This window comes from Dysgonomonas sp. (genome assembly GCF_035323175.1).
Classification (GTDB): domain Bacteria; phylum Bacteroidota; class Bacteroidia; order Bacteroidales; family Dysgonomonadaceae; genus Dysgonomonas.
Map to the genome: position 1 here is coordinate 40,692 of NZ_DAOKYH010000012.1, position 22,672 is coordinate 63,363.

Genomic DNA, 22,672 nt, shown 5'->3' on the forward strand with positions numbered 1-22,672 from the left:
AGAAAACAGATAATCGATGAAGCAAATATTTTTTTATATACTACCATTACTTTTGGTACTAATCGGCTGTCGTGACGATTATGAAGAAGGAGATCACTTTCCCGTATCGAAAGAAGGTAAAGTACAAGTGCCATTTAGCATAAGTATGCCGGCTCAATTGCCAAGAACATATGCATTGGTTGAAAACGATGAAAATGAAGTTAGATCTATTGATATATTGGCTTTTAAAGTAAATGGAAATGACGAAACCTTCGCTTATCGCGCACAAGCCGAGCAAGGATCGATAGTCGATGATGGAGTTAATAATAAGAAAAAGTTTGTTGTTACTCTCTTTAAAGATGGTACCCAGACATACCGATTTGTTGCTTTGGCTAATGCGAAAGATCAGTTGGATAATACTTTTGCCGGAGGTATTACTGAGGGGGCGTCTAAAGATGCCATAATGCAACAATTGCAACTTACAGGTATAAACAAATGGAATGTAAATAATGAAACTGCCGGATATTTACCAATTCCGATGTGGGGAGAAACGACTAATAATATAATAATTCAAGATAATACTACAATTACAGACTTGAAGTTATTACGTATGGTTGCCAAGATTAATGTCAAAATAGATCCATCAATAAGCGAGAATAGTTTTGCTCTATCAAGCGTGTCTTTATATAACTATTATAGCTCGGGAAGGATTGTTCCTGATGCGGAAAATCTTGTGCCAGGTAGCAGCTCAACCGTGGAAAAGCCCACCGTAACAGGTACAACAACTAAAGGGCCTATCGACTATGAAGGCTCTGGTATTGTTATAAACAATAGTATTATTAATAACATATATACTTTCGAATCTTTAGTACCGAAGACAGCTTCTGAAGTGAATCTGAGTAAAGTAACAACTTTGGTGCTGGGAGGCAAATATAATGGTTCTACCGAGGTTAGTTATTATCGTGTTGATATCGCTAATGGGAAGACTTATTTGGATATACTACGAAACCACCTATACACAATTAATATAACCAAAGTGAAATCGGCAGGGTATGGTACTAAAGAAGATGCATTCAACTCAAGACCTATCAATATTGAGGCGGAGGTTGTTGTCTGGGATGAAGCTGCGATTGGCAATATTGAATTCGATGGGCAGTTTATGCTTGCAGTTTCTCAAGGGAAGTTTGACTTTACAAAAAGTGCTTATACTACATTTAGTGATGATAATACAGTAAGCATTAAGACTGACTACAAAAGTAATGATGGTAGTATACAAGGGTGGAAAGTAACTTCTATCATCGATGACAGCGGTAATCCTATAAACGATTGGTTAAAAACTTCAGTTAATAAAGGTGATGCTAATGTTACTACCGATATGCAACTAATTCTGACTGAAAATAATTCGGGGGCAAATCGACTCGGATATATTACTATCAGTGCCGGAAGGCTCACTTATAAGATTGAAGTGAGACAAAGTATGGTTCCTCCACTCGAACTGAGATTGAAAAAATTGAACGGTGTAGAAATCAATGAGCTTATATTTGAGAGTCAATCGGCAGGTATAATTCCTGCTAGTCAACAATTTGTAGCTTCGTGGATGCCTATTGATAGGGAATGTGGTTTGACTTATTTAGGATTGGGCGGAAAGCCTTTTAGCTTTGGTTCAGGTTCTGATACTCCCGGGTTGAATGGTATACTTAATACTTCTGCTGGAGGTACAGGAAAACAAACCTTTACGATTGTTCCTACAGCTCTGACTCAGGCCGAAATAGATGCAAATCCTCTTATAGAGAAGGCATCTAAAATTGACTTTACTCTATCTAATGGAGCCGGTTTCACTACCAAAACGATCTATTTGCGCCAAATACGCTATGGGGTACAGTCTGTACTAAATCAATATTATATCTTAGATAATTCACAACAAAGTATGAGGATAAAGTCGAATAGCTTGTGGAAAATCAAAAGCGTGAGTGATCCTCAATCATTATTGATTTCATTCGATATGAACCAAAATGGAGGCTACAACGTAGCAGGCGGCGATCTTTTACTTTTTACTTTAAGAAAACCGTCTACAGAAGCTGATCTTTCGTCGTATATTATATTTACACTTTTTGATCCTGCAGGTAAATATGAGGATGTGCAAGTGCAGATTAATCCTGTGGCTTGCGGTATAAACGGAGTAGCAGTTCCTTTGAAAATCGGTAATCGATCTTATTTGACTCATATGTATGGAACGAAATGCTGGATGGTAGAAAACTCTAAAGAAGGTACAGCAAGTGCTGTGTATTTTGGTGGAGCTATTAGTGGGACGAATTGGAGAAATGGATCTACTTATCCGCCATCAGCAAGTAACGGACAGTACTATTATTCGGATAATAATAGATATTCAGCATGTCCTGCTGGGTGGCATTTACCTGCAACTGGAGAAGCTTCAAGTCTAATAAATCTGGTAACTCAGGATATAGCAAATACCCAAGGAAAGAAAGGTGCTCAATGGTGGGCAGGACCGGCTATAACAGGACTAAACTCTTCGAATGTAAATGCTACATTAACAGGAGGTGCTTTCTATTGGGTTTCGGATTCTTATTATACATGGTCAAGCTGGTCTCAGCTAGGTTATTGGTGGATAAATGGTGGAACAAATTTAGTTGGAAGTTCGACCAAATTAGCTTCTGAGACAGGACGGAGTACTACGGCTATCTTGCCTGTACGTTGTGTACAAGATTAAAATAAAAATCAACAAGAACCGGCAATGGAAAGTAAATTTCCATTGCTCGTTCTGAATAAAAAAAGAAACTTGATGATTAGGAATAGTTTGACCGCTTTAATCGTATCTTTTATACTTACTCTTGCGATTGTCTCGTGTGGGAAAAAGAATCAGCATTATATAGAAAAAATAATAGAAAAAATGGAGAAAGGAGGGACATCAGAAGAAATTGTAGAAGTAGAACTTTATACGGTTGATTCACTCAATTTTGTCTCACTCGATTCGCTTGGTCTCACAAAACAGTATATAAATGCCTGGATAAAACTGTACGTGGATAAGAGTGGAACAGAAAAGTTAGTTAGAGATTCTAAGAGACTAATAGATCGCTTGGAAAAACAATCTCTGGAAAATATAGAAATTTTTATTAAAGTTATTGCTCATAATAATGCTTTGAGAGAATATCCAGATGCTACAGCGGCTATTGTTGCTTATGCTTATGGAATAGATGTGCCGGCCGATGGATATAGTGAAATTGCAACACGTCTTCTTGTGTCCACTAGACTTCCCCGAAATAAAGCTCCTCAGATTGAAGGATTACAATCTATGACGGGGGTAAATTCGACTTTAATTTTATTTTACGATGGTAGTTGTGGTATTTGTCAACATTTATTGGATGAGCTGGCAGATAACTACAGTAAATTGACAGAAAGAGGAATCAGAGTTGTGACAATATCTGCAGATGGGAGTAATGAGGCTTTTGAACAGAATATTCGAAAATACCCATGGCCAGATAAATTATGCGATTATCAATCGTTTAGCGGTATAAACTTTAAACGTTTTGGTATAGCAGCTACTCCTGAGATGCTTGTGATAGATAAAGATGGAATGGTAGTAGATCAGTATAGAAATCTGCAAGAAACAAAATTATTGGATTAGATTATTTCTGTTTGATTACATTCCAGCTGATAATATATAAATAAAAAATGAAGACAATAATAAAAATAGCTCTAATTATCTTTTCTGGGATATTCTTTGTATCCTGTGAGAAAGATGAGAACACTTCTGTTGTAACTTCTAACAAACATCTAATCCTTCTTTATTTGGGAGGTGATAACAATTTATCTTCCGAAACTTACCAGAAAATAGAGGCTATTAGGCAAGGATGGAAAGGCAGTGCTGATAAAAAGTTGTTGATATATACGGATTCAGCCGATACTACCCCGTCATTAATAGAAATAGCCACAGAGAATGGGCAAAACATAAAGAAAACAATCTATAATTACAACGAGGAGAATTCTGCAAGCAAAGAAACTTTGTCCCGTGTTATAAAAGAAGTGACAAGTCTTTATCCCTCTTCCTCATACGGTCTCATCATTTTCTCGCATGCTTCTGGCTGGTTACCTCAGGCTACATTAACAAGCCCAAGGTCTATTATTATGGATAAGAAGCATGAAATGGAACTGGTTGATTTTGCTCAGGCCATTCCTGATAATACGTTTGAATACATCATCTTTGAAGCTTGTTTCATGGCTGGTGTAGAAGTCGCCTACGAATTAAAAGAAAAAACAAATTATATTTTGGCATCCTCAGCAGAGATCATATCTCCTGGCTTTACTGCAATTTATCCCAATAGTATAAATCAGTTATCGGGTTCTTTAGATGGACTAAAACTGTTTGCAAAGGATGCTTTCTCTTGGTTTGATAATAAGACGGGGTATTTACATTCGGTGACATTTTCTATTATTAGAACGTCAGAACTTGATAGGTTGGCCGGATGGCTTAAAGATAATTGCGACTTATCTAAGCAAGTTGATATAAATACAATTCAACACTTCGACAGATATTCTTATAGTCTATTCTTTGATTTCGAAGATTATTACAGTGCATTGCTTGAAACAGATGCACAGAGAGATATGTTAAAGAGTTTGATTTCCAATTGTGTTTTATGGAAGGAATCCACCTTATCCTTTATGAAGGATTATAACGGCTTTGATATAAGAAAACATTCGGGGTTGACGGTATATATAGGCCAAAAGCAATACTCTTATTTAAATACAGAATATAAGAACTTGAAATGGTATAAAGCTTCAGTTAATGTAGAATTAGAATGATAATTAACATTCTGGCACAAATATCATATCGAAATACAGGCGAGTCTCAAGCCTGTGTGTAGTTTTGTAAAGTTTGCGGCCATGTGGGTTGGGATAATTCGCATGGCTTTTTTTACATTAAAAACGAATATTATTTAATAACAGATATCAATAAAGCTGAATTTGATTCTTTAAGAATAGATGATTAACTCGATATATTTTATTGATGGAAAAACAAAAAATATTATTTTTACTGTAATTGTCTTCAGTTATATGATAGTTAAGAAAAATATATAAAAATAGAGGTATGATAAGAAAATATAGTATAATGAAAATTTTATTATGGGTTATCTATCCAATAGTCATTCTGTTAGTACTAGGGCTTCTATTTGTGACATGTATAAAAAAAGGGTCTGAACAAAATAAGAGAATGGATCAGGATAAACTCGGATTAACACCAAAAACATTCCGTATGGTGGCTATCCCTGACGCATTAACCCAAGCCAATGAAAGAGCTGATTATCTATTGTCTCATTATTGGGATAATTTCGATTTTGCCGACACCACCTATATTCATTTACCCGAGATTACAGAACAGGCATTTGTAGATTATATTAATATATTTCCTCAAGTAGAGAATGAAAAGGTCTACTCTTCGATAACCAAAATGTTAGAACATTCTATAAGGCAAGATAAGACGAACAAAGTATATTCATATTTTCTGGATTTGTATAAAAAGTATCTATACGATGCTAATTCACCGATGCGGGATGATGAATATTATATTCCTGTTGTTGACTGCATACTTAAAGATACGATCAATGATCTGACAACGAAAGAACGCGCAAAGTTTTCCTTAATGATGATGCAAAAGAACCGTAAAGGAAATGTTGCGACAAATTTCATCTATACTCTTCAAGCAGGGAAACAGAGAACACTACATCAGATAAAGTCTGAATATACTTTATTGATGTTTTACAACCCTGATTGTCATGCCTGCTCGGAGACAGTTACTTACCTCAAACAATCAAAAATAATCAATACTCTTCTGGCAGAAAGGCGGTTGAGTATTTTCGCATTTTATCCGGATGATGACTTGAGTATTTGGAAGAAGCATCTTTCGGATATTCCCGAAACTTGGATAAATAGTTATGACCAGAAACAAGAGGTGAAGAATAAGTTATTATATGATTTGAAGGCAATACCATCTCTTTATCTTTTAGATAAGGAAAAAAGAGTATTACTTAAAGACGCCAATGCAGCAGACATTGAACTCTTTCTAAAAACAAAGGTATCATCATCAATGATATATGATAATGATACCTCCCGATTTTGATTGAAGGTTTTTAATAAGTTCTCATTATTTCTTTAAAATACCATTGCACTTTTCCGAAGTTTTCGAGCGAGATGTATTCATTCTCATTGTGAATTGTACGCTGTTCGTACTGATTTAATTCAAGAGGTAAAAGACGGTAGATATGATCACTTACAATCTGATATTTGTAGGCATCAGTTCCTCCTATGGTAATGTATGACGTTACTATTGCTTCAGGATATATTTGTGCTATTTTTTCTTTTATGACTTCAAATCCTCTGACGTCTATAGGTGAGATACCCGAAGGTTCGCGTTGAGATATTACTTCTATATTAACATCGTAACCGTTACATATTTTTTTAACATGCTCAATAACGTCGGCAACTGAGTCTCCGGGTAGGATACGGAAATTTACAGTTACTACTGATTCTGATGACAATACATTCGGTGCATCACTTCCCTTCGCCATTGTAACAGCAGTTGTTGTTCGCACCAGGGCATTCGAAGCCGGAGTTTTCTCCATGGTTTTTAACAATAGTCGTTTCAGTATCCATTGGTTAGCTATTGCCATGCGAGCGAAGAAATTCATTTCATTGCCTATATTATCAAAAAAAGATGCTATCGGAGAAATTATACGTGCTGGAAATTGGTTTTCATTTAGTTTTTCTATTATCTCTGCTGCATATATCAACGAACTTTTAGCCGGAGGCATGGAAGAATGCCCGCCAATGCCTTTAACCGTTAGTTGTAAAGTAAGGAAACCTTTCTCGCCAATACCTACGAGAGCCATAGGCTTTTGAATCATCTCCATAGCTGAACCCGGACTTGCGATAATACCACCTTCATCGTAAACAGCGTCGAACCTTAATCCTTTTTGCTTAAAATAGTCTGCAATTTTAAGAGCTCCTTGACGTCCACTTACTTCTTCATCGTGACCGAAAGCGAACCAAATATCTCTTTCCGGTTGAAAACCTTCTGCTATAAGATTATCAGCACCTTCCATGAGAGAAAACAGCATAACCTTCATGTCAAGTGTACCACGGCCATATATGCGTCCGTTTGTTACTGCGCCCGAAAATGGAGGATAATCCCATTTGTCAGGAATAGACTGAATAGGAGGTATGGGCTTGTCATTTATCTGCAAAACGGTATCGCTTGTATCCATCATTGCCGGATCATAGCCAATTACAGGAACCACATCATAATGAGATAGAAATAGTATAGGCTTCAGGCTACTATTTTTTCCTTTCCAATGAAACACTAATCCATATGTATTTATGGTGTCGGTTTCCATTACTCTATACACTTCAGGATATACCTGAGCTAGATATTCTTTAAACTCATCAAATGGTTTAAAGTTTGTCTGATTATAAGTTTCATTACTGATTGTAGGAATTCGTATTCCACCTGCAAAACGACGAATCGCTTTTTCAGAAGGCTTCGTGTTTACGGCTTCTTTATTACTTGAACCATTTGCCGTATTTCCAAATTTATACGTAATAGTTCTTATGATAAAAACAAGGCTAAGAATAACAATTATGACCAATAAAAAGATGATAATTTTTTTTGCTTCCATATTTTAATTTTTAGGGTGTTGTTTTTATTTGATTATGCAATAATCGATTCTGCTTTGGCCTTCTTGATATTATACCTGTATGCTAAGCAAGCAGTAATAAAATAAACGAAGCATTGTATCCAAAGCGTTATGTATTCAGTTTTGATATCAGCTAATGAGGCTCCCATCGAGTTTACCTTTATATATGCCAAAACGCCGGAAGGAGCGGGAATAATATAGTGCACAGCTTGCCAATACCAGGGCATTAATTCGAGTGGGTAAGATATTCCTGAAAGGAAAACAAGCCCTACAGAAAAGAAAGCTACCATAAGAATAGGGCTTTCAGAATCGGTATAGAAAATAGAACATGTAAATCCAAAGAAACAAGATGCTAAGAAAAATGGGATCAAAAGCATTATGATTTCCCCAGTATTGCCAATATCGGGTATGCTGAATATTTTAGGTAATAATCCTATCAGGAAATATGCAAATACGGTATAAAGCATACTGTAAACAAATGTTTTGCTTAATATTATTAAAGCCATATTTCCAAATCTAAAACCGTTTTTTTCATAATAAAGAATAGACTTTTCATGGCGCTCATTTCCTGTTATCATACCTATCACCATCATTAATGTCTGAAATATGATAACAATAAGCACAGCCGGAATAAGGTAACTTCCATATCCTTCTGTATAATTAAACAAATGAGAACCAACGATGTTTACGGTTTGTGATTGCGACATTGCATAAAGTGTTGTTAAGGGAAGGAAAACTACCATGTCGGAGCGGTGGCGTGTATCAAGCTCAAGCATTGCACCAACCGTAGCCTCCTGGATGGATGCAAAATTGAGAAAAGCACTCGTATTTCCCATCGCTAAAAACACTGATTGTTGCCCACGTCCCATTCTTGTCTCAAAATCCTGTGGAATATAAATAATACCTACCGTTTCTTGCTTTTTCATCAATTCCTCTGCACTGTTAATATCTGTAGAAAAGCTATGTATCGTTACCTGTGGAGAGGCTTCGAGCAACCTTGTATATTCACGGCTCAAAGGTGAGTGAGACATATCTACAATGACTATAGGTGCGCTACGAATAAGGTTTGGCTGATACATGTAGTTGTATAACAACCCGTAAATAAATATACCTCCAATGAGTACCAACAAGATAGAATAGCTGGTAGCTATCGTTTTAAACTCTCTTATAATATATGTTGATATTATGTTCAATTGTTTTTTCATATTATTCAATGTCTGGATATTTATGACTTAATGTTGCGTTTTTCAAACGAGGTAATGTTAGTAGAGCCAATAAAACATATATAAGCAAGATACCTATATGTTGCCATGAATAAGCGAATCCATAGTTGCCGTATAAAATATTCTGGTTGATCTCGATAAAATGTCTTATTGGAAAAAGAAACGAAGAGTAATAAACTGGCGGAGGCATAGCAAAAACCGGGAATGTCACCCCCGAAAGAGTAGCTCCTAAAGAACCAATCATTGATGCTACACTAATGATGATGCTTAAGGCCGGAAAAAGAGAAAATATAAAAACACTGAAAGCCTGCGTAGCAATAATAAATAACGCAGTGACCAGATTGACGAAAAGAAAACTTGCACTCAAGGGTATATTCGATATATTGAACATCACGAAATTACCTAAAATAGCCATAATAATATACATAATCGTATAAGGTAGCAGTTTGCCTGTAACTGCAATAAAAATATTCATATCAGCTGTTTTTAGCCATTCATCAGCCGTTTTAAACTTTATTTCAGATCCTAAAACATACATTGTAACTAATATGATAATTATTTGTAACAGGACAAAAAAGAACGGATTCGTAAGATATATAGAATAGTCTAAGGACGGATTGAATAAAGGATGAGCCTCAAAACTGACAGGTAAGATAACGCTTTCGATTCTGTCTTGATCTGTTCCCGCAGCTGTTCCTGCACCTACCATAGGAGCTAAAGAGACTTCTGCCAGAACAGTTTCGAGTGCGGCTTCCATTTCTACACCTACACTCAAAAGAGCATAATGAATATAATATGGGATAGTAGCATCACGTTTACCCAGTAGGTCAGATTCTAGATTCTTGGGAATAACAACATATGCATATATTTCCTTCTTTACAGTGGCTTCTCTTGCCGCTTTCGGATCGGAATAGTACTTTGTGGTTTTAGCAGTAGGAATAGTACTCAGAGTACGGCTTATTTGTCGCGAAGTTGAAGTCTGATCCATGTCTACAATGCCTATAGGTATGTTTTCCATACCTCCCGAGCCAAAGATTGTATTCATAAAGAATATACAAAATAAAGGGAGAATAATACATACTCCAAAGTATAGCCTTCGTGATGTTATTCTTGCCAGTTCTCGTTTGAGGACAAGAAAGAATGCTTTGTTTGTTTTTGCTGTTCTCATTCAAAGGCTTATTTACTCATTGTTACAAGTACCGACATTCCCGGACGAAGGTCAGCAACCTTCTCTGTTGGGCGTGCTTTTATTTCAAAAGTCCTCATATCATACGAGCCGCTCTGTTTCGTAGATTTCCATGTAGCATAACTCCCTAATGGACTTACATAATATATTTCGAATTCGATTCCTTGCTGATTGATAGATGGAACATCTCCTTTGAATTTTCCGCCCATTTTGAAGTGCGGCATGAGGTCTTCCCTTATGTTCAATACTACATAGGCATCGTCAAGTACCACGAGTGACATTATAGGTGTTCCGGGGCCCACTAATTCTCCACGCTTAGGGTAAACAACCGCAATTTGTCCTGATTCAGGCGCAATTAATTTTGTGTCTTCTAAAAGGGAGGCAATCTCCTTTACTGTGCTTTTGGCGGCATTGACTATAGACTTTGAGCTTTCTCTGTCTTGTTTTCTCGCTCCGTCCTTTGCCATTTGGTATTCTTGGTAGGCTGCCCTTTCAGCAGCTTGTGCTGCTTTATATAATGCTACTGTTTCGTCAAAACGCTGCACTGTGACTACACTATCTTTGTAAAGTAATTCAATCCGGTTGTAAGTAGTTTTTGCCAACTCGAGGTCTGACTTTGACTTTTCCCATACCTGACGTACTGTCTCTACAATTTGCTTGCGAGGGCCTTCCTCTATTTTTTGATTTTCAAAGATCGCTACATTACCCAATGCACTTACCTGATCATACTTTGCTGAGAATTCGGGACTGTTTATAATTACGAGTGTATCTCCTTTCATTACATTTTGCCCTTCTTCTGCATAAAATTTATCGATACGTCCCGGTATTTTTCCTGATATACGGATCTCTGTCGCCTCTATTTGTCCTTGTAGTATTTCGGGTTTGTTTCCCAAAGAAATAATTCCAACAGTAGTGATAACAACTACTAAAATAAGTACCACTACAAATGCTATTGCTATATATTTTTTATTTTTATCCATAACTGTATGATTAATATTTTTTTTTAAGTGTTTTTATTTTAAAAGAATCTGACTTTCGTCCTTACCCGATAGGCTGTATTGATGGAATGTTTCAGGTATTCCGCATACTGCTAATAGATTTATCAGACCCGAATCGAACTGGTAGTAAGCCATTAGAGTTGCTATACGTACTTTTGAAAGTATTAGCTCTGCGTCAATTACTTCGGATGAAGATGCCATGCCTTCGGTAAATGCTCTTTGACGTGAACGTACAAGCTCCATACTCATCTCCATTGTGGTTTTAAGAGCAGAAACATTCACCAACGCTGATTGAGTTTGATTATAGAACTTATCTACAGTCAGAGCTATATCGTCTACAATCTTTTCCTTCTCAGTTTCTAAAATGACGCTCTTTATTTTTGCTTGCTTTATTCTCTTCTCACGATCCAGTCCGTCGAATATATTCCATGAGAAACCAACGCCTACCATTGTGCGTGGGGCTATATTTTTAGGAATTCCATTCGAATAGAGCGTTTGTTTTCCGAACAATTCTATATTCGGAAAATAGGCTGATTTAGCGATTTTTACTTCGTTTCTCTGAATGTATTGTTGTGTCGTCAATCCGTTAACCAAATGGTTTTTCTCTATAATAAGATTCTTAAAATATATAATCTCCGGTAGAGATTCGTTAATGAACATGGGTGTGGTAGTGAGGATATTATCTTCTGACTCTATTTTTGTTAGTGTTTTAAAGGCGTTTTTTACTATTTCCAAATCTTTCACTGCAATCTCAAGTTCTCTCTTGGCCTCATCCCTGTTTACCTGAAGGAATAGCCTTTCAGCTTTATTTATCATTCCGTTGGCTTCGAGTTTCGATGCATTCTGGTAATGATGTTCAAGTGCATTATATGTTTCTTGTTTTACTTCTACTATTCTTTGTCCTAGACGCAAACCATAATAAGCTTCAACTAAAAGGATTTGTTGATCTGCACTTATTTTCTCTTTATTTATTTCAGCAATATCTACCATTAATTTGCCTATTTTCCCGGCATATATTCGTTTTCCTCCCGTGAAAACCGGCATGGTAACAATAGCATCAATACTTGTCATATTCTGTGGTAAAATAGGAACACTGAAAGAACTTTTGCCTAAATTATTAAGAATAGAGGATATAAACTGTTCACTCGGATCTATAGAGTGAATGAAATCTGTAGTCGGATTTGTAAATTGAGATAATGGTTCTTTCACTTCTATATCATTCACCATATGCATATATGCTCCGGTTGTCATTACTTGCGGGTACCAAAAAGAATTCAGCCGCTGTTGTTCATTTTTAGCCCATTCCATTTCTTTATTTGCAATCTTCAATGTTTTATTGTCTCTGTTCATCAGTTGATATGCCTCTTCAAAGCTTATCTGCCTTTGTCTCTCTTGCGCTGATAAAGAAGCTACTGAAAGAAACAGGAAAATACAAGTGATGATGACTTGGCGAGTAAAAGTTCTTTTGGTATTATAAACTAACTTCATATTAATTGACTATTATAATTTTTTAATATTAACTCTTCAAATTAATCTTCGTATCACAAAGGTAGAGGGAGTCAACTGTTTATTTATCAGAAGTTTCATTACAAAAATATTAGAATTGAATTTTGGTTTCTAATGATTTTCTAATGCTTGTATAATAGGTAGAAATATGAGTTAAAAGAGTTGTTCGATCGTCTGTGTTATTACCCGAGAATATGTGTATTTAATAATCTGAGCTTGTCTATTATTATCTGTATTATAAAGTAAATATTGTATAAAGGTAAATTGGTTATTTTTCATGTAAAATATATATAGTTAGTTGATAAAGATTAGTATATTTTGTTTTATTTTACTATTTGATTTTCTCAATAAATTCTATCGCCTATGATACGAAGTGGTGGCTATCTTAAAGCACAAAATCAATTATAAAAAACTCAGGTAAATATGTTTTTATATTCGTATTTGATAAACCCTCTATATATAGGTTCTTTTGCAAATCTGGAAGCAAAAGGTTATACAAAACTTTAAATACAGATTATTGTTAATACATTAATAACATTACGAATGAAAAAGATATTGGTAGTAGAAGATGAACTGAGGATTGCCGAACTTCTTAAAAAAGGGTTGGAAGAATTTGGCTATATTGTTACCTTGGCCTTTGATGGAGAAATGGGAAAACGCCTCGTAAATAATCATATATATGATCTAATAATTACAGATGTAATTCTACCGCATATCAATGGCTTCGAACTCTGTAAGGAGATAAGGGCAGTTCAGCCCGAAATTCCAATTATTATGCTTACGGCTTTAGTCACAACAGATGACAAACTAGATGGTTTTGATTCGGGTGCGGACGATTATATGGTAAAACCATTTGATTTGAGAGAGTTAAATGCTCGTATAAATATTCTGCTAAAAAGAAAAAATGGCGTATCGGCAACGGTTAAAACAGATCATTTAGAATATGCCGATATAAAATTAAATTTAGATAATAAAACCGTAACGAGAGGTGATCGAGAGATGAAACTTACCCCCAAGGAGTTTAACTTGTTGCAATATATGATGCTGAATCCCGAACGTGTACTCTCACGAACTGAAATCTCTGAAAAGGTATGGGATACTCATTTCAATACGGGAACTAATTTCATTGATGTTTATATAAATTACTTAAGGGTGAAGATTGATAAAGGGTTCGATTCGAAACTCATACACACTCGTCCGGGATTAGGTTTTATACTAAAGAGTGGAGAATGAAAATACGCACTAGGATAGCTCTTCGTATTACAGCTGTGATAACTGCTGTAATGTTTGTATTTGTTGCACTCAACTATATTGTATCCACTAGGGTAAGGATGCAGGAATTTTATGTAGATCTGAAAAAGGAAGGTGCTGCAAGAACAGAACTTTTTTTGAAAGCAAAAGTTATCCAGAAAGAATTAGATAAAATAGATGTTTCTATATATGATAGTAATTACAAACTTCTTTATACCGACGCAGATCGTATTTCTAACAGAACACAAGAAATAACAACTATACTAAAAGAGATATTTGATACAAAAGAAGATTATACGAAAAATGAAGGGAAATTCCAGACCATCGGATTTCTCTTTACTCATCAGAATGTAAATTATGCAGTAATTACATCTGGACATGATAACTATGGACAGATCAAAATGCAAAAATTGGTTCTTTACCTTCTTATATTAAGCTTGGTTTCTTTACTTGCGGCATGTGCCCTCGGATACTATCTCGCAAAATCTGTTTTAAAACCGGTAGGAACTATTTCGGATAGAATGAAAGATATAACGGCTAATAAACTCCATTTACGACTGGTAGGATATAATGAGAAAGATGAATTTGGAGAACTTGCAGCATCATTTAATAAAGCATTGGATATAATAGAGACATCCTTTGAATCTCAGAAAATGTTTGTAAGCAATGTATCACATGAACTTCGTACACCTTTGGCAACACTTATAGGAGAAATAGATCTATCATTATTAAAAGAACGTACGGCAGAAGAATATAGAAATACTTTAATAAACTCGCGTCAGGATACAAGTAAACTGATAAAACTGCTTAATGGTTTACTCGATTTGGCAAAAGCCAGTTACGATGAAAACAATATGTCAATGAGTCCCGTAAAGATTGATGAAGCACTCTTAGAGGCAGTAGAATTAGTTTTAAAAGGAAATCCTGAATATGATATTAAGCTTATTTTCAATCAAGGTATTATGGAGAATACAGAACTATCTATTATTGGAAATGAGTATCTTTTAAAGACAGCCTTTGTTAATCTAATGGAGAATAATTGCAAATATTCGCATAATAAAACCTCTACTATTGAAATTTCACTTATTGGCAAAAGAGTTATTTTGCGATTCTCAGATACCGGTATAGGTATTCCCGAGGATGAAATAGAACATCTATTTACTCCGTTTTTCCGGGGAACTAACAAAAAATATGTACAGGGGAATGGTATCGGGTTAGCTTTGGTAAAAAAAGTAATAGTTCTGCATAAAGGCATAATAAATATTCATTCTGTTGTAGATAAAGGAACCACTTTTACGATTGAATTTACTCTGAACTAAGAATATTAAAAAGCTTCATTTATGTTAATATAAAATGCAGACTGACTTTTACCTATCCCGTAATCAATTCGAAGATTAGTTTGGTCTTTAACCCTAAAACGATATCCAAGACCAACAGTAGACAAGGTTTCTTTTTTCTTGAAATCGCTTAATTTAGGAAAAACATTTCCTGCACCTGCCCATGCAACCATACCACTTCGTTTGTAAATATGCTGTCTTAATTCGATTTGTGATTCTATGAAATTTTTATCTCTGTATTGTCCTGTATAATATCCACGCATTTGGCTTGCATCTCCCGCTTGAGCCATAAGGTTCCAAGGGACATCCCCCCTATTGAATTGCCCTCCAAGATCAAAAGAAACGGTAGTTCTCTTATTGAGTTGTTTGTAATATCTGAATGTCATCTCTGTTTTGTTAAATCCTGAAGTGTTACTAGAAAAATTAGGATAGAATACATCTCCTATTTTTGTATAGATTCCCTTATGAGGTTCAGTAATATTATCTCTGGAATCATAGATTAAATTCATTCCGGCACCTATAGCTGTGATTTTTCTTTTCTCTCCATTCAGCACATTCATATCATCAAAATATTTGCCCCTTATATCTCGAGTATTTGTTATCAAACCTATCGCAGTATGGTTATCTATTTTCTTGAATAAATTGACGTTTACCTGCATATCTTGTATGTTATAATCAGTGTAATATGAATATCTTCCTGCATTATAACCAACACCCCAATATTGGGAAGGCGTATCGGAAAAAGAAATATCTGAATCTATCCAATATTTCTTTTTAGGGAAATAAATACTACTGCGTATTCCAAGAGCATAAGCTCCCGAGGAGGTTGCGTTGATATATAAAGATATATTAGACGGATCATTATCTTTTTCACAACCGTGTAGCCGAAATAGCCCTGAGCCTATAAGCCCCATACCAACCTTAGTTTCATTCGTATAATAAGGGCCTCCGATTACAGAATAGTTAAAAGATTTGTCTGATGAGGTTTGATCGGATTTTTGTAAATATTGAAAAACTGTATTTTCGATATAACTAATCGCCGGTTTTATAAAGCCTTTATTTTCAACTATAATTGTGTCTTTCTCGTTATTTGTTTGTGCGCTCACTGTTGTTACTATTCCTATAAGGAGAAAAAGTGTTATTTTGTTTCGCATATAATTTATTAGGGATTTATTTGTCGGTTTTTTCACGATACAAAAATAGAGTCTCCAGCTTGTTTATTCATCTTGTTTTCAATTAGAAAGTTATTAAAATTAGATATTCCATTCTAATGATTTTCTGTCTTTTATTAAAATGATATTTAAGGTGTTTTTGCTTGTCTAAGGGCGGAAAATCCTTTTATGAGAGCTTTTCAAATGCTTTTCCACAAAAAAGAAAGCCTCGAATTCTTATATAAGATTCGGGGCTTTTCCAAAATAAGTTATGCTTGAAGAATAATTACATTTCTTTAATATCCGTAATTCTGTCCATTTGGATCCATTGGACTTACTCGGTCTAAATGTTTTTGAGGTATAGGTCTGAATCGGTGGAACGGTTTAACATTCGGTGCAGCAAAAGAATTGCGTTCTTTGAGCATTTTGACAAAGAAATCGGCTCCATTTCTTACTAAATATTCAAAACGATGTAATTCTCCTTCTGTCTCTTTACCGTTTTCGTCAAGGAAGAATACTAATCTTGCATCATCGGTCATAGCACTGATAAAGCCTGCAGTAACTTTCATTTCATCTACTGTCGATTTCTTTCTGTCAGCGTAGTTACCTCCATCATATTTCCAATAATGTGAATATTTGCTCTCTCCTTCTTTCCATGCAGCGCGTTCGCGGACAATATTTAGAGCTGCAGCCGAATTTGCATAATCTCCTTTCATAGCCAAAGCTTCAGCTAACAAGATATATGTTTCTCCCAAGCGGTAGCAGAAATAATCCCTAAATCCGGCCTGATCGTTGGTTGATGCTCGGCGACTATCCAAATATTTTATTAGAGTAGGGAAAGTATTTGTTATTCCGTCTCTGATACCTCTATTTCCAATCTCGGTTTTTGTAATAGATTGCATTGGTATATACCAGTAAGGTTCCATAGAACGTGCTAAAGCAAGCTTCTCAGAACGAGTTCCACTCTGGAAACGTTTATCCAGATTCTCTACAGAGAATACAATGGCTGTATCGCCTACCACATAACGAGGAGACCCTTCAGTCTTACCTATCGATGTAGGATCAAAGGTTCCTGCGGCATTCGTGAAAGATTTCCAACTCACATCAGCCGAAGGTGTCTGATTGGCATAATATACCCATACATGAGACTTATAAAGACGAGAGTCTATCAGTTTACCTTGTTTAGAACTTGCATAATATTGTGGCCCGTATAGTCCGTTATCAGCATACAAGAAAGGTGTTGGAGAAGTCCGTCTCCATCCGCGACCAGTAATTAAATCACGACCTATTCCCATACTGGTACCTCTACTTACACTTTCTGTACCTTTTCCATTTTCTGTAACCATAGGCATACCGTCAGCTTGTGTAGTGAACATCATATGCAGCCAGTTACCGCCATCATTGACTTTGTCCGGAGTCTGGTTATTATAAAAGTGGTTGGTTGAAAACTGTATGCTAAAAAGAATTTCAGGGCCTGCATAATCACCAGGAGTAGGGCCTCCTGTCTTAGGATTAAACCTCCATAAGTCAGCATAGTCGGGACTAAGGGTATGATTGCTGCCACTTCCTGCACCAGTACCAAAATTACAAACTGCACTTGCATATTTTATAGCCAAATCTAAATCGTCTGTAGTTGCTCCACGATCTTCATTCATTTTAGGGTCAGACTGACTTTGTGTATATTTCTGACAATAACGGAACATATGCGATTTAGTTAGTAAATGCCCTGCAGCACCTTTACCTACACGACCATAATCACCTGTTACTTTACCTTGCGCATCAGCCCACGGAAGTAAATTCCATGCTTCTGTAGCATCGTTTATGATTTGTGCCCAAATTTCTTTTTGTGGCGAACGTACAAAGTTGAGCTTTGGTGCATCAACAGGCTCTAGTACCAACGGGCAATCACCGTAGTGTATAGCCAGCACGTAGTAATAATAGGCTCTCAGGAACAATAGCTCACCTTTTCTTATATTCTTGATGTCAGCAGCCATCGTTGTATTCGATTCTATGTATTTTAAGCCTAGATTAGCTCTAGCTACGCCATTGTAACAATCTGTCCAAAAGGCAGAGAATGTCTCATTCGAAGGATTCATTGCTGATGTATATAAAGCAAAATCAGTACCTCCGTCTCCCCCTATTGTGTACATATCTGTACCGATCTCCTGAAAGATTATTCCTGATGGAGTATTCGATGTTGAAAACATTCCCCTTCCGTTTTGGTAAGCTGATACAACCAACGCGTTAAGCCCTTCGTTGGAATTGTAGTAGGTATAATTCGTGTTATATCCTTTTTCTTCCAAAAAATCTGAGCAGGATGCCATAATACATCCAAATATTCCAATTGTAATTATATATTTTAAGGATTTCATGTTTCTTATTATTTAATTGTTAAAATGTTAAATTTACGCCAAACATATAATTTCTCAGGGTTGTAGGTTCACTATAGGATTCGTGTTTGCGAGCATAGTCTCTTGTCGCCTTAACCGAACCTTCAGGGTCGTTGTTTGGATAACTCGTAAATGTGAACGGATTCTGTAATTGTGCGTAAAATCTAGCTTTTTCGACACCAACAATCCTTGTAAGACTCGCCGGTAAAGTATATCCTAATGTAATATCAGATATTCGAACGAAGTCTCCCTTGTTATACCAATAAGCTTCTCTATGCGGTTGGTCAGCATCTCCTTTTGTCGGTTTTCTGAAACTGCTCTGAGTATTTTCAGGTGTCCAATAGTTTACTACCCGTGTGTTCATACGTCCATCGTGTCCTACTCCTGGATCGCTATAAATTGTATGTCCAAACATTCCATACATAAATATATAAAGGTCAAAATTCTTATAATAGAAATTATTTCCCATACCAAGATTCCATTTTGGCATTTTTTGTCCGCGGAAATCACGGTCTTTTTCATCAATTTTGTAGTTTCCATCCAGATCAACAAAACGTAAATCACCAGGTTTGTAAGAATGGCCATTTGCATTAAATTTTGCCATTTCTTCCATGTCCTCTTTTGAGTATCCCCAAACGTTTTTAGTATTTACATAATCGTAATATGTATCAACCGGATGTCCAACAAACCACATATTTGCGACATCTTTTTCTAGACCGGATGCTAATTTTACAATTTTTTCCTTATTCATCGAAAACTGTAATGAGGTATTCCATTTGAAGTCTTTTGTTTCAAAGTTCACAGTGGAGATGGCTACTTCAATCCCTTGATTTTCTGTTTCTCCGATATTTGAAAGAATTTGACCAAATCCAGATACTTCAGGTAATGCACGGAACATTAACAAGTCCTTTGTGTTTTGCTTGTAAACATCAATGGAACCTGAGATGCGCCCTCTTAATATTCCAAAATCAACTCCGAGGTTGTATTGTCCTGTAGTTTCCCATGTTAAGAGTGGATTAGATAGCGAATTAGGAGCATAACCTATTGCACCGATCTCTCCCCATGTGTAGCGACTACTAGAGATTTGTCCTATAGTTTGATATGGATTAACAGCAGAGTTTCCTGTCTTTCCATAACCTAAACGAAGCTTCAAATTAGAAACTACTGGTATATTATTTTTTATAAACGCTTCATCGGAAATACGCCATGCAAAAGATGCAGATGGGAATGCAACCCATTTATGACCTTCAGCCAGACGAGAAGAACCATCACTACGGATAGATGCTGTTAACATATAACGATTATCTTTGAACCCATAGATAGCACGACCCATCCATGACATCATTGACCATTGCGTGTAACCACTTGTAGCAGATTGTGTACTTGCTGTTCCTAGATTGTAATACCATTGAGACTCAATTGGTAGGCCCACACCGCTTGCAGTAACAGGCTCATCGATTGATTTCTCAACAGACTGTACTCCTGTTAAATTAAGGCTATGTTGTCCAAACGTTTTGTTATAGCTAAGTATGTTCTCAAAGGTCCAACTTCTTTTAAACTCCAGATTTTGATTGGCTCTGGCATTACCAAAACCTTGTTGTGTAGAGGCAGAAGCGTAAAAAGCCTGCTCTTGTCCACTATAATAATTTGTTCCGAAATTAGCTCGGTATGATAATCCATTGTCTAATGTTATTTGAGCATATAGGGTTGCATCAATCTGGTTTCTTTTGGTTTTCCCTTGATTTCCGGTAAAGTCATAGAAAGGGTTCCATAGCATACCTTCTCCTGTTGGATGAGGAACTAAACCTAAAGCAGGATCTCCATTTTTTGTAACATCACCTCCATTACCGTAATCACCACTACCGCCCGGAGTATAATAAGGAGTCCCTAATGGGTTCCAGTTTCCTCCAACTCCGGTACCATTAAAATATTCCCAATAAGCAAAGTTTGTAGTAGCTCCCATATTTATGTGTTTACCAAGTTTTTGGTCTACGTTCATACGTAAAGTATATCTTGTACGAAAAGATCGTGGGGTAATTCCTTGATTATCCATAAACGATCCAGATAGGAATATTTTGGTATCCTTACTTCCTCCACGTATACTTATGTTATGATTTTGAGATATTGCCTCATCCCTGTATCCTGCCATTTGCCAGTTGAATCCGCGAAGCATAGATGGGTTATATGTCCCACTTTCCCATGCTTTGCGTACAGACTCAAGGACATATCCAGATTGATCGCGGGTGATATATTCCATTTTTTGATCATATTCCCAATTCGGAGTCATGGATGGGTATGCCGAAGTAGGGTCTAAGGTATATCCTCCTTGTCCGTCATAGATATATTTGCGATCGGCTTCTCGTAAATATTCTATATATTCCGCCGCATTTCGCACTTTCCTCATATTATCTATTTTACCAATAGTGACATAACCATTATATTCTACATTCACTTTTCCTTCTTCTCCTTTTTTGGTTGTCACAAGTATAACTCCATTTGCTCCGCGAGATCCATATATTGCTGTTGCAGATGCATCTTTTAAAACTTCAATTGAGGCAACATCCGATGGGTTGATTACACTTACACCACTGGCTGATGGTATTCCATCAATGACAAATAAGGGATCATTGGTTGCTTCAATAGAGCGATTCCCTCGTATACGAATCATGGGGTCGGTATTAAGATCTGCTCCCGCAACCATCATCCCTGCCACTTTTCCACGCAGAGCTTCTTGGATCGTTGTTGGTGCTGTAGCAATCAAGTCTTCGGCTTTCACTTGAGATATAGAGCCTGTAAGGTCTCGTTTCTTTTGCACACCATAACCAATAACCACAACTTCGTCTAATCTCTTGTTATTTTCTTTTAAGATAATTTGGATATTGTTTTTGTTCGAAACATCAATTTGTTGTGTTTCCATTCCGATATATGAGACTATGAGGACTTGCTCTCCCGAGATAAGTTCAATGTTAAATTCCCCATCTGTATTTGTTACAGTTGCATTCTTTGTATTCTTTTGTACAACAGAAACTCCAATGAGTGCTTCCTGTGTCTCATCTAAAACTTTACCATTTATTGTTCTACCTTTTTGCTGTGCTAAAGTCGGTAAACTATATAAAATACCTAATAGTAATATGACTAAAAACGACTTACTCTTGGTTAGAGAAGTAGGTTTATATAAAAATGTATTTTTCATTATAACAATTTTAAGTATTAAAAATTTAATTGTTTTATTCGCAATATCTTCTTTATAAGAAGCTTGATGTTATTTCTTTTTTGTTACATGTTATTTCATAAATATATCATTTAATGTTTTGTATTTTTCATCACTTGTTGTTTTATTCTACAGAAGATTTCAGAATTTGATAGGAATTCTACATAGACTTAGGCTAATCAGTAAAAAAGAAATTTTTATAAAACACTATCGATTTAGATTCTCAAAATAACAGCTTTCAGCCATTATCTTTTTAGGTTAAATTTTCCAAAGTTCAGTTGTAATAGATTTGATTTTTAGCAGCTTTTTCATAATATAAAATATTTTATAACAAAAAGAATCACTCAGCGATAGTTATAAAAACTATACACCAATCGTTATATCCTTCTGAACACAGTTCAGATTCCACTATAATATTTATGCAATATATACCGGCGCTTATGCAAAAATACGTTAAACAAATCTAGAAACTAGCATGGATTATTGTTTAATGAAACTATCTTCTATTTGTTTAAAATTGTTGTACCGAAATGAATTTTGTCGCATATTATTTAGTTTTTGTCGCACCTAGAGATATTTAATGTTTTTTTAGATAAAAAATGCAATAGGTTATGTGTTAATGTACTCTAAATTAGTATTTTATTGTTTAATAGTGTTCTTTGACTTTATACTTATTAATGTGTTAATAAGGTATCGTATTATCCATAATAGATAAGGAAATTTCTTCTAAAAAT

Annotated in this window: 14 protein-coding genes; 6 read left to right on the forward strand and 8 right to left on the reverse strand. The window is 35.8% G+C overall.

The window, feature by feature from the left end; translation table 11 throughout:
- Positions 1 to 16: 16 nt before the first annotated feature.
- From PKC55_RS13475 to PKC55_RS13490, 4 genes are all read left to right on the forward strand, one after another.
- Positions 17 to 2,707, forward strand: a complete 2,691-nt coding sequence (locus PKC55_RS13475; protein ID WP_291125998.1) for a FimB/Mfa2 family fimbrial subunit — start codon at positions 17 to 19, stop codon at positions 2,705 to 2,707.
- Positions 2,708 to 2,779: 72 nt separating this feature from the next.
- Positions 2,780 to 3,622, forward strand: a complete 843-nt coding sequence (locus PKC55_RS13480; protein ID WP_291125996.1) for a peroxiredoxin family protein — start codon at positions 2,780 to 2,782, stop codon at positions 3,620 to 3,622.
- 47 nt (positions 3,623 to 3,669) lie between these two features.
- A complete protein-coding gene (locus PKC55_RS13485; protein ID WP_291125994.1) occupies positions 3,670 to 4,797 on the forward strand; it encodes a clostripain-related cysteine peptidase in 1,128 nt (375 codons plus the stop codon).
- A gap of 307 nt (positions 4,798 to 5,104) precedes the next feature.
- Positions 5,105 to 6,112 carry a DUF5106 domain-containing protein gene (locus PKC55_RS13490; RefSeq protein WP_291125992.1) on the forward strand — a complete coding sequence of 336 codons (1,008 nt, stop codon included), beginning with the start codon at positions 5,105 to 5,107 and terminating at the stop codon, positions 6,110 to 6,112.
- Positions 6,113 to 6,122: 10 nt separating this feature from the next.
- Here the strand turns inward: PKC55_RS13490 and PKC55_RS13495 are convergent, their stop codons facing one another.
- The 5 genes from PKC55_RS13495 to PKC55_RS13515 are packed head-to-tail and all read right to left on the reverse strand — an operon-like array spanning position 6,123 to position 12,580.
- Positions 6,123 to 7,667, reverse strand: a complete 1,545-nt coding sequence (locus tag PKC55_RS13495; protein ID WP_291125990.1) for a M20/M25/M40 family metallo-hydrolase — start codon at positions 7,665 to 7,667, stop codon at positions 6,123 to 6,125.
- 32 nt (positions 7,668 to 7,699) lie between these two features.
- On the reverse strand, positions 7,700 to 8,890 hold the full coding sequence (locus tag PKC55_RS13500) for an ABC transporter permease (RefSeq protein ID WP_291125987.1): 1,191 nt from the start codon (positions 8,888 to 8,890) through the stop codon (positions 7,700 to 7,702).
- A gap of 1 nt (position 8,891) precedes the next feature.
- Positions 8,892 to 10,076 (reverse strand): ABC transporter permease, encoded by a 1,185-nt coding sequence (locus PKC55_RS13505; RefSeq protein WP_291125984.1) that lies wholly within the window; start codon positions 10,074 to 10,076, stop codon positions 8,892 to 8,894.
- Between the two features lie 8 nt (positions 10,077 to 10,084).
- The gene (locus PKC55_RS13510; RefSeq protein ID WP_291125981.1) at positions 10,085 to 11,074 is read right to left on the reverse strand and encodes an HlyD family secretion protein; all 990 of its coding nucleotides are present in this window, start codon (positions 11,072 to 11,074) and stop codon (positions 10,085 to 10,087) included.
- Between the two features lie 33 nt (positions 11,075 to 11,107).
- A complete protein-coding gene (locus PKC55_RS13515) occupies positions 11,108 to 12,580 on the reverse strand; it encodes a TolC family protein (protein ID WP_291125978.1) in 1,473 nt (490 codons plus the stop codon).
- A 561-nt stretch (positions 12,581 to 13,141) separates the two neighbouring features.
- On the opposite strand from PKC55_RS13515, the gene PKC55_RS13520 reads away from it, so the two are divergent.
- Both PKC55_RS13520 and PKC55_RS13525 read left to right on the forward strand, forming a co-directional pair.
- Positions 13,142 to 13,831 carry a response regulator transcription factor gene (locus PKC55_RS13520; RefSeq protein WP_291125976.1) on the forward strand — a complete coding sequence of 230 codons (690 nt, stop codon included), beginning with the start codon at positions 13,142 to 13,144 and terminating at the stop codon, positions 13,829 to 13,831.
- Positions 13,828 to 15,168, forward strand: coding sequence for a sensor histidine kinase (locus PKC55_RS13525; protein ID WP_324373410.1), 1,341 nt, complete (start codon positions 13,828 to 13,830; stop codon positions 15,166 to 15,168). The genes PKC55_RS13520 and PKC55_RS13525 overlap by 4 nt, the downstream gene beginning before the upstream one ends.
- Positions 15,169 to 15,173: 5 nt before the next feature.
- Here PKC55_RS13525 and PKC55_RS13530 read toward each other — a convergent pair whose 3' ends face one another.
- The 3 genes from PKC55_RS13530 to PKC55_RS13540 form a co-directional block, all read right to left on the reverse strand.
- Positions 15,174 to 16,340: a BamA/TamA family outer membrane protein gene (locus PKC55_RS13530; protein WP_291128808.1), complete on the reverse strand. Its 1,167-nt coding sequence runs from the start codon at positions 16,338 to 16,340 to the stop codon at positions 15,174 to 15,176.
- 293 nt (positions 16,341 to 16,633) lie between these two features.
- Positions 16,634 to 18,709 carry a RagB/SusD family nutrient uptake outer membrane protein gene (locus tag PKC55_RS13535; RefSeq protein WP_291128811.1) on the reverse strand — a complete coding sequence of 692 codons (2,076 nt, stop codon included), beginning with the start codon at positions 18,707 to 18,709 and terminating at the stop codon, positions 16,634 to 16,636.
- Positions 18,710 to 18,728: 19 nt separating this feature from the next.
- Positions 18,729 to 21,920 (reverse strand): SusC/RagA family TonB-linked outer membrane protein, encoded by a 3,192-nt coding sequence (locus PKC55_RS13540; protein ID WP_291128814.1) that lies wholly within the window; start codon positions 21,918 to 21,920, stop codon positions 18,729 to 18,731.
- Positions 21,921 to 22,672 lie beyond the last annotated feature (752 nt).

Excerpts from the sequence above, each read along its gene's own strand:
- PKC55_RS13475 (WP_291125998.1), top strand. The coding sequence starts at position 17 with ATGAAGCAAATATTTTTTTATATACTACCATTACTTTTGGTACTAATC.
- PKC55_RS13480 (WP_291125996.1), top strand. The coding sequence starts at position 2,780 with ATGATTAGGAATAGTTTGACCGCTTTAATCGTATCTTTTATACTTACT.
- PKC55_RS13485 (WP_291125994.1), top strand. The coding sequence starts at position 3,670 with ATGAAGACAATAATAAAAATAGCTCTAATTATCTTTTCTGGGATATTC.
- PKC55_RS13490 (WP_291125992.1), top strand. The coding sequence starts at position 5,105 with ATGAAAATTTTATTATGGGTTATCTATCCAATAGTCATTCTGTTAGTA.
- PKC55_RS13495 (WP_291125990.1), bottom strand. The coding sequence starts at position 7,667 with ATGGAAGCAAAAAAAATTATCATCTTTTTATTGGTCATAATTGTTATT.
- PKC55_RS13500 (WP_291125987.1), bottom strand. The coding sequence starts at position 8,890 with ATGAAAAAACAATTGAACATAATATCAACATATATTATAAGAGAGTTT.
- PKC55_RS13505 (WP_291125984.1), bottom strand. The coding sequence starts at position 10,076 with ATGAGAACAGCAAAAACAAACAAAGCATTCTTTCTTGTCCTCAAACGA.
- PKC55_RS13510 (WP_291125981.1), bottom strand. The coding sequence starts at position 11,074 with ATGGATAAAAATAAAAAATATATAGCAATAGCATTTGTAGTGGTACTT.
- PKC55_RS13515 (WP_291125978.1), bottom strand. The coding sequence starts at position 12,580 with ATGAAGTTAGTTTATAATACCAAAAGAACTTTTACTCGCCAAGTCATC.
- PKC55_RS13520 (WP_291125976.1), top strand. The coding sequence starts at position 13,142 with ATGAAAAAGATATTGGTAGTAGAAGATGAACTGAGGATTGCCGAACTT.
- PKC55_RS13525 (WP_324373410.1), top strand. The coding sequence starts at position 13,828 with ATGAAAATACGCACTAGGATAGCTCTTCGTATTACAGCTGTGATAACT.
- PKC55_RS13530 (WP_291128808.1), bottom strand. The coding sequence starts at position 16,340 with ATGCGAAACAAAATAACACTTTTTCTCCTTATAGGAATAGTAACAACA.
- PKC55_RS13535 (WP_291128811.1), bottom strand. The coding sequence starts at position 18,709 with ATGAAATCCTTAAAATATATAATTACAATTGGAATATTTGGATGTATT.
- PKC55_RS13540 (WP_291128814.1), bottom strand. The coding sequence starts at position 21,920 with ATGAAAAATACATTTTTATATAAACCTACTTCTCTAACCAAGAGTAAG.